The sequence below is a fragment of the Neobacillus sedimentimangrovi genome (assembly GCF_010614825.1).
GTDB lineage: Bacteria > Bacillota > Bacilli > Bacillales > Cytobacillaceae > Neobacillus > Neobacillus thermocopriae.
On record NZ_JAAFZF010000021.1, the window covers coordinates 18296 to 35005 of the forward strand.

The 16710-nt window shown below is 39.4% G+C and carries 11 protein-coding genes; 6 read left to right on the forward strand and 5 right to left on the reverse strand.

What is annotated here, in order from left to right; translation table 11 throughout:
• Positions 1–11 precede the first annotated feature (11 nt).
• Together GZA11_RS08900 and GZA11_RS08905 are read right to left on the reverse strand one after the other, a co-directional pair.
• The gene (locus GZA11_RS08900; protein WP_163183525.1) at positions 12–3035 is read right to left on the reverse strand and encodes a glycoside hydrolase family 2 TIM barrel-domain containing protein; all 3024 of its coding nucleotides are present in this window, start codon (positions 3033–3035) and stop codon (positions 12–14) included.
• 50 nt (positions 3036–3085) lie between these two features.
• Positions 3086–5290, reverse strand: a complete 2205-nt coding sequence (locus GZA11_RS08905) for a DEAD/DEAH box helicase (RefSeq protein ID WP_163183526.1) — start codon at positions 5288–5290, stop codon at positions 3086–3088.
• A 118-nt stretch (positions 5291–5408) separates the two neighbouring features.
• Between GZA11_RS08905 and GZA11_RS08910 the strand changes: the two genes are divergently transcribed.
• On the forward strand, positions 5409–6191 hold the full coding sequence (locus GZA11_RS08910) for a protein phosphatase 2C domain-containing protein (protein ID WP_163183527.1): 783 nt from the start codon (positions 5409–5411) through the stop codon (positions 6189–6191).
• 155 nt (positions 6192–6346) lie between these two features.
• On the opposite strand, the gene GZA11_RS08915 is transcribed toward GZA11_RS08910, so the two are convergent.
• Positions 6347–7228 carry a LysR family transcriptional regulator gene (locus GZA11_RS08915; RefSeq protein ID WP_038539088.1) on the reverse strand — a complete coding sequence of 294 codons (882 nt, stop codon included), beginning with the start codon at positions 7226–7228 and terminating at the stop codon, positions 6347–6349.
• Positions 7229–7461: 233 nt separating this feature from the next.
• On the opposite strand from GZA11_RS08915, the gene GZA11_RS08920 reads away from it, so the two are divergent.
• The 3 genes from GZA11_RS08920 to GZA11_RS08930 all read left to right on the forward strand — a co-directional run bounded on the left by GZA11_RS08920 (position 7462) and on the right by GZA11_RS08930 (position 11640).
• On the forward strand, positions 7462–8784 hold the full coding sequence (locus tag GZA11_RS08920; protein ID WP_163183528.1) for an aspartate aminotransferase family protein: 1323 nt from the start codon (positions 7462–7464) through the stop codon (positions 8782–8784).
• Complete coding sequence (locus tag GZA11_RS08925; RefSeq protein ID WP_038539081.1) at positions 8785–10191, forward strand: sodium:solute symporter; 1407 nt, start codon at positions 8785–8787, stop codon at positions 10189–10191. It abuts the gene before it with no gap.
• 192 nt (positions 10192–10383) lie between these two features.
• Complete coding sequence (locus GZA11_RS08930) at positions 10384–11640, forward strand: ATP-binding protein (RefSeq protein ID WP_163183529.1); 1257 nt, start codon at positions 10384–10386, stop codon at positions 11638–11640.
• Positions 11641–11749: 109 nt separating this feature from the next.
• Here GZA11_RS08930 and GZA11_RS08935 read toward each other — a convergent pair whose 3' ends face one another.
• Together GZA11_RS08935 and GZA11_RS08940 are read right to left on the reverse strand one after the other, a co-directional pair.
• Positions 11750–13939: an alpha-galactosidase gene (locus GZA11_RS08935; protein ID WP_163183530.1), complete on the reverse strand. Its 2190-nt coding sequence runs from the start codon at positions 13937–13939 to the stop codon at positions 11750–11752.
• A gap of 652 nt (positions 13940–14591) precedes the next feature.
• Entirely contained in the window at positions 14592–14972 is a 381-nt protein-coding gene (locus tag GZA11_RS08940; protein WP_038539071.1) for a TerB family tellurite resistance protein, read from the reverse strand.
• Positions 14973–15378: 406 nt separating this feature from the next.
• Between GZA11_RS08940 and GZA11_RS08945 the strand changes: the two genes are divergently transcribed.
• Both GZA11_RS08945 and GZA11_RS08950 read left to right on the forward strand, forming a co-directional pair.
• The gene (locus GZA11_RS08945) at positions 15379–15969 is read left to right on the forward strand and encodes a guanylate kinase (protein WP_038539069.1); all 591 of its coding nucleotides are present in this window, start codon (positions 15379–15381) and stop codon (positions 15967–15969) included.
• Between the two features lie 555 nt (positions 15970–16524).
• On the forward strand, positions 16525–16710 hold the full coding sequence (locus GZA11_RS08950; RefSeq protein WP_038539067.1) for a hypothetical protein: 186 nt from the start codon (positions 16525–16527) through the stop codon (positions 16708–16710).

Below are 16710 nucleotides of genomic sequence, written 5' to 3' on the forward strand. Positions count from 1 at the left end.
ATCATCACCGATTACACTTTTTGGATCATAAATTCAAATACTAAGTCTTGGTCTGCTTTGATCAAGTGTTCCTCATGGACAGGCGCTCCCCAGCTGTCATCCCCGCCGACACCCATTTGCTTGCCAGAAACGGTAACAACCGTATAATGGATGTTCGGCAGTTCATAAACATGCTGAGCATTTTCCAGTTCAAAAGCTGTATAAGGGGAAAAGTTGCATTCCAGCGGTTCTTTAACAAAAGAAATTCTTATTCCTTGTCCGTTACGATTGGTCACGCTGACACGGCGGACACCCGTCCGATTCCCTGATTCCTGTGGCATGACATAACTTGATCGGTTGTCACATACCTGATTCTTAAAGGTGGCCAGTCTCGCTCCCATCGTGCGGTCACAATAATTTTCTTCCGGCCCCAAAGCATACCACTCTAATTGATCATAGTCTGCCGGCATCTTGAATGACAGAGCAAAAATCGGTAGTTGAGGCAAATTTTCTGCTCCTTTATAGGAAGATTTCACCTTTAAACTCCCATCCGGATAAACCGTGTAAATGGTCTTAACTTCAATATCTGGATGGATTGAGAAATGATAAGTAAAACCAACGCTGACGGAGCTTTCCCTCCCCTCTACCTCTACATTGACACATTTTCGTGCCAGGCTCGCTGCAAACCATAGTCCGGAATGATAGTTTTGGGCAAAGCCTCTGTCATTATCGGTCGTTGCTCTCCAAAATAATGGTGCAGGCGGCTGGGATATCATCTCATTGCCATTATATTTCAGCGAAACTAAACTACCGACGGCCTTTGAAAAGAGCACCGTAAAGTCACGGCCATGTACACCAATATGGACATCCCCATGGACAATATGAAACTCTCCAGTTGGTGGTGCGATTTCTCTTGTCCCGATTTGAAACACAAATTGCCCAAAAGCAACCTCATAACCGGCGTCCGCCCAAAGGGTGCTTACCTTCAGTTTTAAAGACGTTTGAATACAGTATTCACCCGGAGTTGCAGTGATCCCAACAGGTAGGGCAAACTCATAACGCCCCTCGCCTTGCGCTTCCACTGCAGTCAAAAGAGTATTTCGATACAATTCCTTCCCTTCATGGAATAACACATACTCACACTCATAATCCGCTGTATTCGTAAACAAGCTTTCATTCTTAATTGTTACCCCTGATTGATCAGGAAAAAGTTTAAAATTTTGATATAAAAATTTCACTTCTTGCATCTTCGGTGATAGCTTCCGATTCGCGTAGACAATTCCATTTGTACAGAACCCGTAATCGGTTGGACGATCGCCAAAATCACCACCATAAGCGAGAAATTCATTCCCGTAACGATCTTTTTTATAGATGGCTTGATCAATAAAATCCCAAATAAACCCGCCTTGGTACATAGGATATTTTTCTAATTCAATATATTTGTACATCCCACCAAGTGAATTACCCATTGCATGCATATACTCACAGCTAATGTAAGGCTTCTTCGGGTCTTCCCTTAAATACTTCTCAATTTCAGCTGGTTTTGCATACATTCGGCTTTCGATCTCACTCGTATCATTATATTCACGATGATGAAAAACCCCTTCATAGTGAACGAGGCGGCTTGGATCCGCTTGTTTGAAATACTTCGAAACATTCAAAAGGACTTCTCCTGCGTAAGATTCATTGCCACAAGACCAAATTAAAATGGAAGGGTGATTTTTATCCCGTTCCAACATAGAAATGGCTCGATCCATTACAATCGGCTCCCACTCCAGTTTATTGCCGGGAATATTCCAGGATGGATCGACAACCCCCATCTTTTGCCATGAACCATGTGTTTCAAGATTCATTTCATCAATGACATATATTCCATATTCATCACATAGCTCGTACCAATAGCTCTGATTCGGATAGTGGGAAGTACGGACAGCATTAATGTTGTTTCGTTTTAACGTTTTAATATCCCAAAGCATGTCTTCCTTCGTAATTGCCCGTCCGCGGCGTGGGTTGAATTCATGTCGGTTTACCCCCTTGAATACAATCCGCTTCCCATTTAGGTACATGATATTGTTTACCAATTCAAATTTTCGAAATCCAATTTTTTGTGGCAATACCTCTACTAAACTTCCAGACTTGTTATAGATTTGAATAAATAATTGATACAAATGAGGCTTTTCTGCGCTCCAAAGTGCCGGCTGATCGACGGTCATGGCAATCGACCATTTACCGTCTTTTTTTTCTGCTATGCCAGTTTGAACCCGTTCCCCTTTCGAATTAACTAGTTCAGCTGTTATTTTTGAAGGAATGTCTCCCTGAAGCTTTAAATCCACCATCAGTGATCCTTTTGTAAAAGTGGAATCAAGTTCAGGGCGAACATGCAGGTCAAATACATGAATCTCTGGAACAGTATAAAGATACACATCACGAAAAATTCCAGAAAATCTCCAAAAATCCTGATCTTCTAGCCAGCTTCCGGTACTTCGTTGATACACCTCTACAGCTAGTTTGTTTTCTCCATCTGTCAAATACGGAGTAAGCTCAAACTCTGCCGGTGTAAACGAATCTTCACTGTAGCCAACAAACTCGCCATTCAGCCATACATAAAAGGCGGTTTCCACGCCTTGAAACGAAATATATACCGGCTGTTTTTCCATATTGACTGGCAGGGTAAAATATTTCACATAACTTCCCACTGGATTATAATCGGTTGGAATTTCTGGCGGTCGAATCTCATGATGGCCATCCCATGGATACATCGTATTGACATATTGTGGCTGTCCATAGCCTTGAAGCTGAATATGTCCTGGAACGGTTATATCTTCCCAGTTGGCACAAGAAACTTCTTTTTTAAAAAAATTAACCGGTCTTAATTCTGGATTGATGTTGTAGGAAAATTTCCAATTTCCGTTTAAATCATAACGCCACTTCATAGGAGCAGCCTTACGTGCCTCTTCCATCGTCTCATAATAGACATGATCCGAGTGGGCTGGAACACGATTAACGGCAAACACATGAACATCAGAAAGCCAATTTAAACTTGGTGTCATTGGCATATGAATTACACATCCCCTCACCTATTTTTTTAAAAAAATCCACCCTACGCTTACATTTGTTTCAACAAATACTCACATATCTTTTCAGAACACAGTCTTGCCGCTACAAAAGGGGGGCGAATATCTTTGGCACCTTCATACGGAAGTCCCAGCCATAACACCTTCTCGTCAATCATGACAAATGGAAAAGGATAGCCTTCATCTTGTTCTCGATTGGAAATCAGCCTAAATTCCACTCGGTCTCCTCTATTTCGTAGCTGCTCCTGCCATGCTTTAGATAACTCCATTCCTTCCGGCAAGGAGAGGATCACCGAAAACTTAGCCGCTTTTATGTCCCGAAACACAGCTTCTAACTTCAAAGCGTGCATCCATCTTAGTTTCGGGTGCTGGTTACGGATCCAAGTGCCGATCTCTTTCGTGGTAACTGTTTGTTGGTGCTGGATTTGATAGTCAACAAGTTGCCTCAATGTCTTTCCTTGAAAAACATGGGTTTTTATAAAATGGTTGTTACTAACATGAAGAAACTTTCCTTTTGTTCTCGTTATCGCAACATTAATAAGGCGTTCACTGTCCTTGCCGGTTAACAGCATGCTGGCCCGATCTTGCGGGGCACTATCGACCGTATCAAAGATCATCATATCCCGTTCACTTCCTTGGAAACGATGGACAGTGGCTGCAATGATATCCGCCTGGGTGCATTCTTCTTGATAGATCTCCTCCAAAAGCTGCTCCATCAAATTGGCCTGAGCCCGGTATGGGGTGACATATCCAATCGATTTCGTGCCTCCGATATATGCTTCATGAATTAATTGAAAAGACAACAGCAACTGCCATAGATTGAACCTTGAATTCGTTGCTCGATCACTCATACAATGCCTGCCTGTGAAACTCGTATCTACTAGCATGGACGCCTGATCTTTGAAAGGGGCCCGGCTTACAATTGGGTTTCTGCTATGATAAACACTTTCATGATTTCCAACCAAAGCGTGATAGACATACTCATTCGTGAAAGCGGAAATATCAGGATGCATTCTCCGCTGTTCTTTTAATAAAAAAAGATGGGGGTGAAGCATCCCTTCATTCAACCCTTCTACTACCCCTGCCTGATGAAAGACATCCTCTTTCAACCATTTGGTTACAAGTGGATCTCTACTAGCCGCTATCGGTGGCAGTTGTTTAAAATCCCCGCAAATAATGACCCTCTTCCCTAAAGAAGCAGCAAAAGCGGTTTGTGGCACATAGGCCATACTTGCTTCATCGACAATGACGACATCATATTCCCGTTCATAAACCGCACTGTCACTTGCCGCCTTTGCCAGGGTTGTCCCAACAATAAACGCCTCTTTGATTAATTGGATTTCTCTTTTCCGAACTTTCTCCAACATCCTAGCAATTTGTGTTTCTAGTTCCAACAGATGATCTGAATCCCGTTTGCTAAAAGATTGCGCTAAATCCTGCTTTAAGTGCTGCCTTTCTTCTAGCAGTCTCTTTCGGTCTTGAGCCAGTTTCGGGTCCTTTTTTTCAATAAGCCGATCCGTCGAAATTTCATGATGGACTGTCATCTGCCCCATGTTGGCACCATAACGGAGGACATCGCCTTCCTTGAATCGGTTTTTCTTTTTAATAAAAGCGGTCAGTTCCTCCATTAATACATCAACCGCTTGATTGCTGTGCGAAAGGATTAACACTTTTTTCTGTTGAAAATATTTGTTGGCTGCTGTTCTTGCCAAAGTGTATGTTTTTCCGGTTCCCGGCGGCCCCCAGACGAACGTGACCGGATTGTATTTAGACCGCAATACCAATTCATGAACATTACTTTTAATCTTCTCTTTCGGATGCCTCGCTTCGGTTGGGGGATTCATCAACCGCTTGATCCGGAGACGCTTTTGTTTACTTTTTTTGATTTCATCCAAACGTTCAATTAATTGTTCAAGCAGTTCCCATGGATCATGAAGTAAATAAGCATCAGGGATGAGATCACCGAAGCTCTGTTCTAATGAAAGGATCACTCCCTTACCTTCTGAGGAAAGCACTTTTCCACTCGTTTTCATCGTGCCCCATTCCAATTTAATCAAGGAGCCGACTGGTATTCTTAATGGAACAGCAGTATCAAAATAATAGTTGTAATCCCCTTCATTCGATAGCAGTCTGCCATTAGTCACAATATAGCGGCTACCACCGAACTTCTTTAAATAATGAATTTCTTGCTGTAAAGCTTGCTGCCATTCTTTAATATATGTTTTCGTTGTTGTCATTTTTAACTCCTTCTTTTAAGCCATTTGGCGTCCGCATGTTTCACACTAATCAAACGAATGGATCCATCATACATTAATAGAAATGGAGGTGATATAACTGGAAATTGAGATTATTCAAATGAAAAGTGCGAATAAACATATTTGTGAAGATTATTTTATCTCAAATAAAGAAATGGGGCTATTTGCTGTATTGGACGGTGCAACCCCCATCTCAAACTTCGTTAATCAAGATGGACATAATGGAGCGGTTTTAGCCTCAAGAATTGTTGGAAACGCTTTAAACAAGATGGAGAACACCTCCATCAAAACGACTATTTCTGAGGCTAATTTGCTGCTAGCCAATGAAATGAAAACCCATCGAATTGACACCTCCAAAAAAGAAGAACTTTGGAGCACTTGTTTAGCCTTGGTGAAAGTGTATGATAATGAGATCCATTTTGCCCAAATTGGAGATTGTATGATTTTTGCCACCACTAGAACAGGAGAATGGAAAATTTTATCGAAAGATATGGTTTTTGGGATTTCAGAAAGAGCTAGGCAACACCGGGAAAACGAAAGGCGCCTAGGACGAAAATTGCCTCCTGAAGAATATTATCAGATTAAAAAACATTCCCTTATTTATAACAAATCATTAGCTAACAAAGAGAACGGTTATGCTGTATTAAATGGGGATCCAGCAGCCATCCAGTTTTTAAATGAAGGAGTTCTTCCAAAGGATGAATATAGGGGAATTCTATTAATAACGGATGGTTTATTTCCAAAAGACAGAAATTGGGGAACGATGTTAAGTCACATTAACCAAAACGGGTTATATCAGTATGCAAAAAATTTAATCGAGTATGAACAGGCCAATAACCTAACACAAGACGACAAAACAGGAATTTGGATTCAGTTTTCATAAAAGGCGAACAAAGATGGTCACTTGTTCGCCTTCATTCTAATTTTAAGGAAGACATTTATGAATGATTGAATTGTGACAAACTCAGTCGTTTAGAAGTCTCGTTTCTTTCCTAGGATTCCTTATCACCACATGATTCCGTCCCCAACCATCATTACCTATTCCCAATGAACAGGCCAGGCATTTTGTAAAAACTCATGAAACGTTTCAATATTGGGTTCATTCGAGCGAATTTTTAAATGGATGGCAGAGGTGATAATCGGTTTGTCTATTTTTTCGAGGACAGTAATCAATCCTTCCTTTATTTCCTTTTTAATAATATTCTCACCTAATATCGCATACCCTGTTCCATTTAAGACCGCTCGCTTAATCATCTCATCACTTCCACCCACCATAATCGTGGAACGGGGCTGAAATCGGCTATTTTTAAAATAATAATCAATAATACGGCTGAAGCTGCAATCCTCATTGTAGGAAATAAAGGAATATTCCCTTACGATTTCCTGATACGTCCTCCCTCTTGCCAGTTCTTCAGAAACCACTAATAAGGTCTGTTCTTCCTCTAAAAATGTTTTTCTTAGTTCACTCTCATTGCATTCACTTGCAATAATCGCCATGTCTGCCACTTGATCCTTCACACTTTGGATGGCATGGACACTATTTAACGGAAGAAGACTAACTTTTACTCCAGGATACATTTCCATATACGTTTTAATTAACGGGGAAAGATGATGAGTACAATAGTATTCCGATGCGGCGATTGTCAGTATCCCCGATGGTCCGCGTAGTGACTCCATGTCTCTTTCCATTTTTTCCAACAGAACAAATAAGTGATCAACATGTTCTTTTAACTTTTTTCCAGCCGTCGTCAACATGGTCTTTTTTCCAACTCTAGTTATGAGAGTATGATTTAATTCTTTTTCTAAAGACTGTATTTGTAATGTAATAGTCGGCTGTGTATATTTTAATCGTTTAGCTGCCTTCGTCATATTTAGTTCTTCTGCCACCACTTGAAATGTCCGTAAATTCCGCAATTCCATTTTATCACCGCTTTACTACTCTATATGAAATGAATCCGATTCCAATCCTCATTTACTATTATTATATCAAACTTCCCTTTAGATTCTTTATGTCTCATACATAGAAGAATGTTTTTCATACCGAATACAAGATTTCCTTATTTTTACTATTAAATTTTTTTATAGTTATTATTTGACCAACCGTAAAAATTATAGGAAAATTCACTCAATATTTATCTTTTGAAATGGGGTTAATGGTGATGATTGATTGGAAAACCGTAAATGAGGAAGGGTTATTGGCACCTACGATGGCGAAAGATTTCCCTAACCTTCCAGTCGTCAAATCGGAAGGATATTTTTACATTGGTGCCGATGGAAAAAAATATTTAGATTTCACTTCTGGGATCGCTACAGAAAATACGGGACACCGACATCCAAAAATCATGGCAGCCATCAAGGAGCAAGTAGATCGGTTAGTTCATGGCCCTATCGGGATCATTAATTACGAGTCGATCCTTTTGTTAGCAAAAAAATTGAAAGCGATTTTACCAGAGCCGCTAGATTGTTTCTTCTTTGGGAATAGTGGAGCTGAGGCAATTGAAGGAGCAGTTAAATTAGCAAGGCATGTTACTAAAAGGCCTTATGTCATCTCTTTCATTGGTGGCTTCCATGGGAGAACAATGGGAGCACTCAGTTTGACGACATCAAAAAGCAAGTATCGAAGGAATTTACCCGTTGGAGCCAATTTGACTTACCAACTTCCCTATGCGCAAATTTCGGAAACGCCAGATGGGTTTGACCATGACGAGTATTGGTCCCAACAAGTTGAGAAAGATTTTAGAAGGTTATTTAACCATCTCGTTTCACCAGATGAAGTAGCAGCTGTCCTATTAGAACCCGTGCTTGGTGAAGGGGGCTATGTCGTCCCACCAAAAGCATGGCTGCAAAAAATCCGGGAAATTTGTGACCAACATGGAATTTTACTAATCTTTGATGAAGTTCAAACAGGGTTTGGCCGTACAGGAGATTGGTTTGCAGCGAACCGATTCCAAGTGACACCCGATATTATGGCCATTGCAAAGGGTATTGCTAGTGGGTTACCACTAAGCGCCACAGTTGCTTCACGAACATTAATGGAACAATGGGATATTGGTAGCCATAGTACGACCTTTGGCGGAAATCCTGTCGCCTGTGCAGCTGGGTGTGCAACCATTGATGTTTTAAAAGAAGAAGGGTTAGTAGAAAATGCTAGAATTTTAGGGGACTATGCATTAAAAAAACTAATGGATTTAAAAGAAAAACACCCTGCCATCGGAGATGTTCGAGGCATCGGTTTGATGTTAGGAATAAAAATTGTCCATCCGGAAACAGGAGAACCGAACGGTAAAGGATTAATGAACATTCTTAACAAATGTCTACAAAAAGGGGTTATTTTCTATTTAAGCGGGAATCAGGGAGAAGTCATTCGGATGATCCCTCCGTTAACGATCGATAAAAAACATTTAGACTTAGGCATTTCTTTGCTGGACGAAGCGGTTACCGAATATGAATTAGAAGTATGTTATGGGGGTGTGTAAATGAATCTTCTTGATACGATTGTTCTACTTCTCTATTTTGGTGTTCTAATGATTGTTGGAATCATTGGAATTAAAAAAGCAAAATCAGAAAAAGATTTTCTACTTGCAGGAAGCCGCTTAGGTTACTTTAGCCATGTAGGCTGTTTAGCTGCTGTGATTATTGGTGGGGCCGCTACAATGGGGTCCACCACATTAGGCTATGAATTCGGTATTTCTGGTTTTTGGTTTGTTTCAATGATGGGGTTTGGTATAGCGGCTTTAGGAATTTTCGTTGTCAATAAAATTGGCGGTTATGAAGTTTTTACAATAAGCCAGTTACTAGGTAAACGATTTGGAGAAGGGACACAGCTTATTAGTGCGGTTGTTACAGCTATTTATACCCTCATGATTGTTGTCACCCAAGTAATCGGAATGGGAAATGTCATTCATGTTTTGTTAGGATGGCCTGTCATTCCTTCAATGGTTATTGGCGGCGGGATTGTCCTCTTTTATACCATTCTAGGTGGAATGTGGAGCATTACGTTAACAGATATTATCCAATTTGCCGTCATGACCATTGGCATCTTCTTTATCATGTTTCCTTACAGTATAGATAGTGTAGGTGGTCTAACTGCCCTATTCCAAAGTGTGCCAGTAAGTCATCATAGTATCACAAACATTGGCTGGGATCGCATTTTTCAATACTTTTTATTATACTTTTTCGGATTAATTGTCTCTCAAGACATTTGGCAGCGAGTATTTACAGCAAGAAGCCAAAAGGTCATGAAAGGCAGTGCCGTTTCGGCTGGTATTTATAGTATTTTATATGGTTTGGCACTTAGTATTGTCGGTATGTGTGCACTCGTCCTTCTTCCGAATTTAGGTGACTCTCAATCTGCCTTTACAAGTCTCGCATTAGAAATTCTCCCACCAGGCTTGTTAGGGCTCGTTCTTGCTAGTGTTTGTTCCGCACTGATGTCAAATGCATCAGGTGCCATCTTTGCTTCCGCAACCTTGATCACTAACGATATCATTAAAGTATATGGAAAAAAAGTTAGGAACGATCAAGAGATCATTAAAACATCCCGAATCGTCACACTTGGTTTAGGTGTGTTGTCTATCATATTCTCGATCTGGATTCAAAATATTCTTGTAGCCTTAGATATGGCCTATGCTATTCTATCAGGTGCCATTTTCGCCCCCCTCATTATCGGTCTATATTGGAAGCGGGTAACAAGCCAAGCTGCTTTCTATTCTATTATTGCAAGTTCACTTGTTATCTTTACCACCTTTATGATTTATGGAATAACATCAACACTACCAATCATTTACGGATTAATTACAGGGATTCTTGTTATTGTTGGAGTAACCGTCCTAACACCTGTAAAAAGTCTGGACACAACAACAACAACAAGAAAAAGTGGATAAACAAACGAGGACCACGAGCACTCTCTCGTGGTCATTTTTTTATTACCGTACAAATATAGTTTTCCTCTCTGCATAAGAAAGTGATATGATAGAGAATGAAATAATAAGATGGTATTCAAATTATCTACAGGAGAATGGACGAGTCTTTATTAACTCTCATTAACCTGTTAGCTAAAAGTGAGGATTCCTTTCTTGATAACTCTGATTAAACCACTATTAGTGAATATTACGATTCTATTTTCCTTTACCTTTAACGCGAATTTATTTTTCCCATTTCAGACGAAACAGCACCTTTCACTTAAACAAAGGATCATTTACGGACTGATTGGTGCCTTTGGCGGCCTGCTTTGCATGTTTTATCCGATAGAAACATTGGGAGATACTCGTTTTGATTTACGAATGATTGCTATTTTTATCATTACTTTATATACTGGTTGGCTCCCTGGAACGATCGTTTTAATATGTACTTGTTTTATTCGTTTTTTGATCAGTGGTCCATTTGTTGAAATTGGACTTACTATCAATTTATTTGCATTATTCATTGCCCTTTTATTTCGAAAAATATTCTTACGTTCATCTAATAAATATTTATTAGGAACCATTGCCATCCTTTGTTATATAAGTATTTACATCACACTCCTTTCATTTTCAATACATTTTTTACATTTTAGCTTTTATATCATTTACTTTACCATTTCTTATTTCATTTGTATGGCTCTTATATTTGTGATTGAAAAATTGATAAAAATCAATAAGCAATTTGAGGAAATGGTCTATCTTGATAAGCTGACGATGATCGGTCAGTTGACTGCTTCTATTGCTCATGAAATACGAAACCCGCTTACCACGGTAAGGGGATTTATTCAGTTTCTAAGCAAAGAGACCAAGGATGAACAGTTTAAACAATTCTCTCCCATCATCTTAGAAGAACTCGATCGGACAAATAGCATCATTACAAATTATTTAAAGATGACTAAGCCTGAACAATTTCACTTAACCGATATACCGCTGCATGAAGTGATTAACGGCTGTGTCCAATTAATGCGTCCATATGCCTCATATACCAATGTATCGATCGAATGGGAAAAAAACGATCCTATTTTTATTCGTGGGGATGTACATTCATTAAAACAAGCGATTATGAATATTATCAAAAATGGCATTGAAGCCATTGAGGGACAAGGAATCATAAAAATAAATGTAAAGCCAGATTACTTTAAAAATAAGGTTCAATTGCGGATTAGTGACAATGGCAGAGGAATGTCACAGGAACAGTTAAAGCAAATCGGTTTGCCTTTTTATACGACAAAATCAAAGGGGACAGGACTTGGCAGCATGGTCACTAACAAAATCATTCGGGATATGAATGGTTCGATTGAATACGAAAGTGAACTTGGCCAAGGGACGAAAGTAACCATTGAATTTCCTTTACTTCATAGTGAAACATAAATATTCCGTGTCATTCCTTAAAAAGGTCCGTGAATGTCTATTCACGGACCTTTTCTTTCCTTCAACCAATCTTTTTCTGATTTTCTTTCATCTACAAACTTTTCAAATATTAATGAACAGCTTGTAAATAAAACGTCTCTGAGGAAAAATCGGATTTGATCAACGGCATAGTTAATCCCATTTTCATCAATTCATCACCATAAAACTTTTTCTCTCCATAATTAATACTGTATAACCATGCTGGATTTAACCCGCGCAATGGTAGGCGAAAAAACGGTGGATTGGGGGTGGCAAGAGTTTTGTAATAGAAAACTACTGCACGTTCCTGATTGGATGCTACATACATCCAGGCTGTGTCTGTTCCTTCAAATGGACTAAGGAGTCTGTACATATCGCCATACCAGACAAGATCCTTAATTTGGTGGTAAAACCGAAGCTCCTCCATCACTGTCCTCTTATCTTCTTTCGTGAGTTTTTCCACATTCAATTCAAACCCCAAATTGGCAGCCATAGCAACATGACACCTCATTTTCATTGGTGTCATTCTGCCTACCTGATGATTAGGTACATCCGACACATGAGCGCCCATCGTCACAGCGGGATAGACCATGCTTGTTCCATATTGAATTTTCAGCCTTTCTACCGCATCTGTATTATCACTCGTCCATGTTTGGGGCATGTAATATAGCATCCCCGGATCGAACCGGCCTCCCCCACCCGAGCAACTTTCAAACAAAATATGTGGAAATCGATTTGTTAATATTTCCAAAATCTGATACAAGTTCAACATATAACGATGGGCCGTTTCCTTTTGTCGTTCAGGAGGCAGTACAGCAGAACGTACTTCCGTCATATTTCGGTTCATATCCCATTTCACATATGAGATCGGTGCACTTTCAAAGAGACTGGTAAGCGTCTCGACTAGCCAGTCGCATACCTCCTTGCGGGTTAAGTCCAACACGAGTTGGTTTCGTGACAATGTCCTCTTTCTCCCTGGAACATGCAAACACCAATCCGGATGCTTGCGGTACAAATGACTGTCAGGAGATATCATTTCCGGCTCAACCCATAATCCAAATTGCATCCCCTTTTTTTGCATATACTCAGCAATTCCTTTTAATCCATGGGGAAGTTTTTTCTGATCTACTTGCCAATCCCCTAGTGAGCTTTTGTCATTATCACGTTTCCCAAACCATCCATCATCTAAGACAAACAGCTCAATTCCGAGTTGACTTGCTGCGTCCGCCATCTCTTTTAATTTTTCCTCAGAAAAATGAAAACGAGTAGCTTCCCAATTATTGAGTAAAACAGGGCGGGGTTTGTCTCGGTGAATGCCGCGACATACCCGAGTCCGTAGCAGGGTATGAAAAGTTCGCGACATGCCGCCAAGCCCTTCTGATGAATACACCATTAATGCCTCCGGAGTTTGAAACGTTTCTCCCGGTTTTAAAAGCCAAATAAAATCAAATGGGTTGATACCGATGGACAGCCTCGTTGTATCAAAAGGAGAGGATTCAATGGAGGCTTGGAAATTTCCACTATAAACGAGACTTACCCCATACACATCTCCATACTCTTCAGTCGCATGTTTGGAAAGTAAAGCAAGAAACGGGTTATGTTGGTGGCTACTAGCCCCCCTTGATGAGGAAATTGACTGTATTCCTCGATGGACGGGTTGTCGTTCGATATGCCGTTCCCTTGCCCATGTACCGTGTAAGTGCAGCCAATCCCAATTCGCATGGTGAAAATCAACAGACATGCTCATACAATGATGAATTTCCACTTCATCACTTCCAAGATGCTCAAATAGAACGGATCTTGTGATCACATCTATGTCACGGTAAATCGTGTATTGAAGATGAAGTCCGATCCCCAGCTTCGAATCTACTAAGGTAAGAACAAGCGTATCTGCCTCTGTCGAATCTTCGACATAAGCTGCCGGCAATCCTTTTAGAGGTGGTTTTCCTTGAAAAATCTTATGTGAATCATAAATAAATTCGGTAATCGTTGAACCATCCTTTGTACGAAGTTGATAGGCCGGGGTTCTGAAATCTCCATTTCCAAATGCAGGGTATTCTTGGGGAAGTGTATCCAAAGAAAAGGAGGGATCGGACGGTTCTGTCATTGGAGAGAAAGCCCTCTTTTTGTAGGATAAGATGGAAGCAGGCTGCAAGGAAGATACCCTCCTTCCCCAATATAAATGAGCTGGATACTTCCCATGGACTAATTGAATGAAATAACTTACTCGATGATTATATAAATGAAAAACCTTGTCCTTTTCATTCCACTTGATTGGCACGATCATCCACTCCTCACATCATCCTCCTCTTACTATCGTATTTTGCTTGGAGGGAAAAAAGCACCCATTATGAACTCAAGTGAAACCTTATTTAGCCCTTCCAGCTTCGATCCTCCGTCTTCTCCCGCCACTCCCACCTGCCATTCTGATGAATTTTCATACCCCTTGCTCGAATAAATTTTTGTAGTCAAGCAATAAAGATTCAAAAATCGCATATTTATAACATATATATGAATATATTTAATGTTAGAAAGGGGGCGATTGCTATAGACATCTGTATTTCTTGCGGAATGGAGCTATCTATCATGGAGAGAAATCGTGCAGAATGCTGGGATTGCCGTGACTCAACAACAGAAGCCTATGCGGAGGATGAGTAAGGAATCATTTTAACGTAAAGGAATGGGTTTAGTCGTGAAATTGATTTTAAAACAAAAATGCTAAAAAGAGACACCCGATAAATGGATCAGGTGTCTCTTATTTTTTGTTTGATGTAGGTTCCTTTTCCAACTTCGTCATGAACAATGTCATATTATAGGATTTTTATCATATCGGTGGAATCTTTGGCTGCTGATTCGAGGTACGATTGGTGAATTTGTGTAGTAATGTTTGGTGAGAGTCAAAGCTTGTTTAACAAGAAAAGGCAGGTCAACGTTTATTTTCCCAATTCATTTGACAATTCTTTAATTTTATCAACCCAATCCTTAAAGCTTTGAAATTCCTTTTCGTCAAAACCAAAGTGCTTCTTAATCTGGCGGATACACACATTTTCCTGCTCATGTAAAATACCATCTGAAAAAATAAGTTGAAAGAGTTCTGTTAGAACAATGGTTTTGGCTCGTTTTGTTTTGAACGTATTTAGTATTTCCTCCATTGCCCATCCTTTTATTTGATAATTCTTCAAATCCATTTCCTTTTTGTACTTTTCAAGAATGGAATGTTCATATACGGATAAATTTCCGTCGACGCCAGCAATCAAAGCAGCCAATTCAATAAAAGCCACTCTCTCCTCCGGTAGAAGTTCTTCTAAGAACATGTCACCTAACTCCTTTATACTTTGTACTATGTTATACGAACAACATTTCAGTTCGTTTCATCTTGTTTTTTTGGCTGCTTGTATCGTGCCATTCCTTGGCACCTCTCAAATATAATTGATGGATCTTTAACAAGCTCTGTTCCAACGACTGTCCACCTTCCATTCACCCTGTTTCATCATTTGTCCATTTCCGCTCTGCTTTTTCATTATTTCATTTAAACAACCTTTTTACTTTCTCCTATGATTACCCGAAAAGCCATAATTAATCCCTAAATCTACTAAAATAATTGAAATATTTCTATTAATCAAATAGTTTTGGTATAATAATAGTAAACTCATTTTTTAATAGCTATTTATTGAAAATGAGGTTATTTTTTCCATCATCATAATAAAAGGAGGTTACTTAATGTACCAAATCAAAGGAAAAGAGAAAATATTTGTTTACACCGGACCGGATGGGTCAGGAAGAAAAACCATCGCCAAAATGGTCGCTACTGCTTTTGACATGGAAACCATCATCTCATACACCACTCGCTCTCCCCGACACTATGAAAAAAATGGCGAAGACTACCACTTTGTAAGCGAAGAAACCTTCAAACAAATGGAAGCCCAACAAGAATTTCTTGAAAGCGTTGAAATAGACGGAATTTATTATGGAATCCGTGAACAGGATGTCGTCGAATCCTTTAAAAACCATGATCTTATTTATTTAACTTTAAACCCAGAAGGGGCAGAAAAATTAAAAGCCATGTACGGTGACCACGTTGTCCGCATTTTCGTTTATGCCGACCGCGATACAGTCGTCGAAAGACAAAGGATGCGTCAAGATAGCGAAGAAGACATCCAACGGCATTTGTCCCATTATGATGAGATTATGAGCTATAAAAATAACTGTGAACATGTATTTGAAAATTTTGATGCCCCTCAGGTAGCTTACCAAATTAGCGAATTAATTGAATCCTATTTAGATCGAGATCTCATTGTCACAGATTATTAATAACATGATCCAAGGGCCTAACCCCTATTTAGTTAATTTGTTATCATTGCGGGGATTTAGGTCCTAATTTTCTTGAATTTTCAAATGAGCTTCATCCGATCATATGTATCTACTATATTGATTGGACGACTATGCTCGATTCTATCAAAAGCGATTCACATTTTGTCAGCCACCTCCTCTATCTTTTTTCCCTACTCTACGAGTTGAAGCAAGCCTCATTCTCTTCCTCCCCATCCTAAAAACAAAAAAATCACACCACAAATGGTAGATCACTCAACATTCCTAAAACCCGCCATTAAATCCATCAACTCCTATTCGTTCCAAGAAAAGCTACCTTTTGGAATTTCAAAAAAATAATCAAAGAATAAGGACCTCCTCATTCTCCTCTTTAATAAAATGTATTAACAGCTTACCTTGATGATGACACGAAACGGTTTTTGCCTTAAGTGATTCTCTGCATAAGACTTGTCATAAGCAAATAAGATTAAATAAATCCCATTGTTTTCAACCCTACATGCGGATACGTCATTTCATTGAAATAAAGGAGGAGTGTCCATGACAATTTTTAATAAAATTGCTTTATTCTTTGTTGTGTTATACTCGGTATTTATCATCATAAACACGTATTTAGAAGAAACCGAACGGGTCAAATCTAACGTCATTTACTTTTTAATGAATGGTTTTGCTTATATTGTTTCAGCTTGGGAACTTGAGAAAGAAAAACAAATATTATCATCATAG

Bases quoted from the DNA above. Each gene is read 5' to 3' on its own strand.
- GZA11_RS08900 (WP_163183525.1), bottom strand. From the start codon at position 3,035: ATGCCAATGACACCAAGTTTAAATTGGCTTTCTGATGTTCATGTGTTT.
- GZA11_RS08905 (WP_163183526.1), bottom strand. From the start codon at position 5,290: ATGACAACAACGAAAACATATATTAAAGAATGGCAGCAAGCTTTACAG.
- GZA11_RS08910 (WP_163183527.1), top strand. From the start codon at position 5,409: ATGAAAAGTGCGAATAAACATATTTGTGAAGATTATTTTATCTCAAAT.
- GZA11_RS08915 (WP_038539088.1), bottom strand. From the start codon at position 7,228: ATGGAATTGCGGAATTTACGGACATTTCAAGTGGTGGCAGAAGAACTA.
- GZA11_RS08920 (WP_163183528.1), top strand. From the start codon at position 7,462: ATGGTGATGATTGATTGGAAAACCGTAAATGAGGAAGGGTTATTGGCA.
- GZA11_RS08925 (WP_038539081.1), top strand. From the start codon at position 8,785: ATGAATCTTCTTGATACGATTGTTCTACTTCTCTATTTTGGTGTTCTA.
- GZA11_RS08940 (WP_038539071.1), bottom strand. From the start codon at position 14,972: ATGTTCTTAGAAGAACTTCTACCGGAGGAGAGAGTGGCTTTTATTGAA.
- GZA11_RS08945 (WP_038539069.1), top strand. From the start codon at position 15,379: ATGTACCAAATCAAAGGAAAAGAGAAAATATTTGTTTACACCGGACCG.
- GZA11_RS08950 (WP_038539067.1), top strand. From the start codon at position 16,525: ATGACAATTTTTAATAAAATTGCTTTATTCTTTGTTGTGTTATACTCG.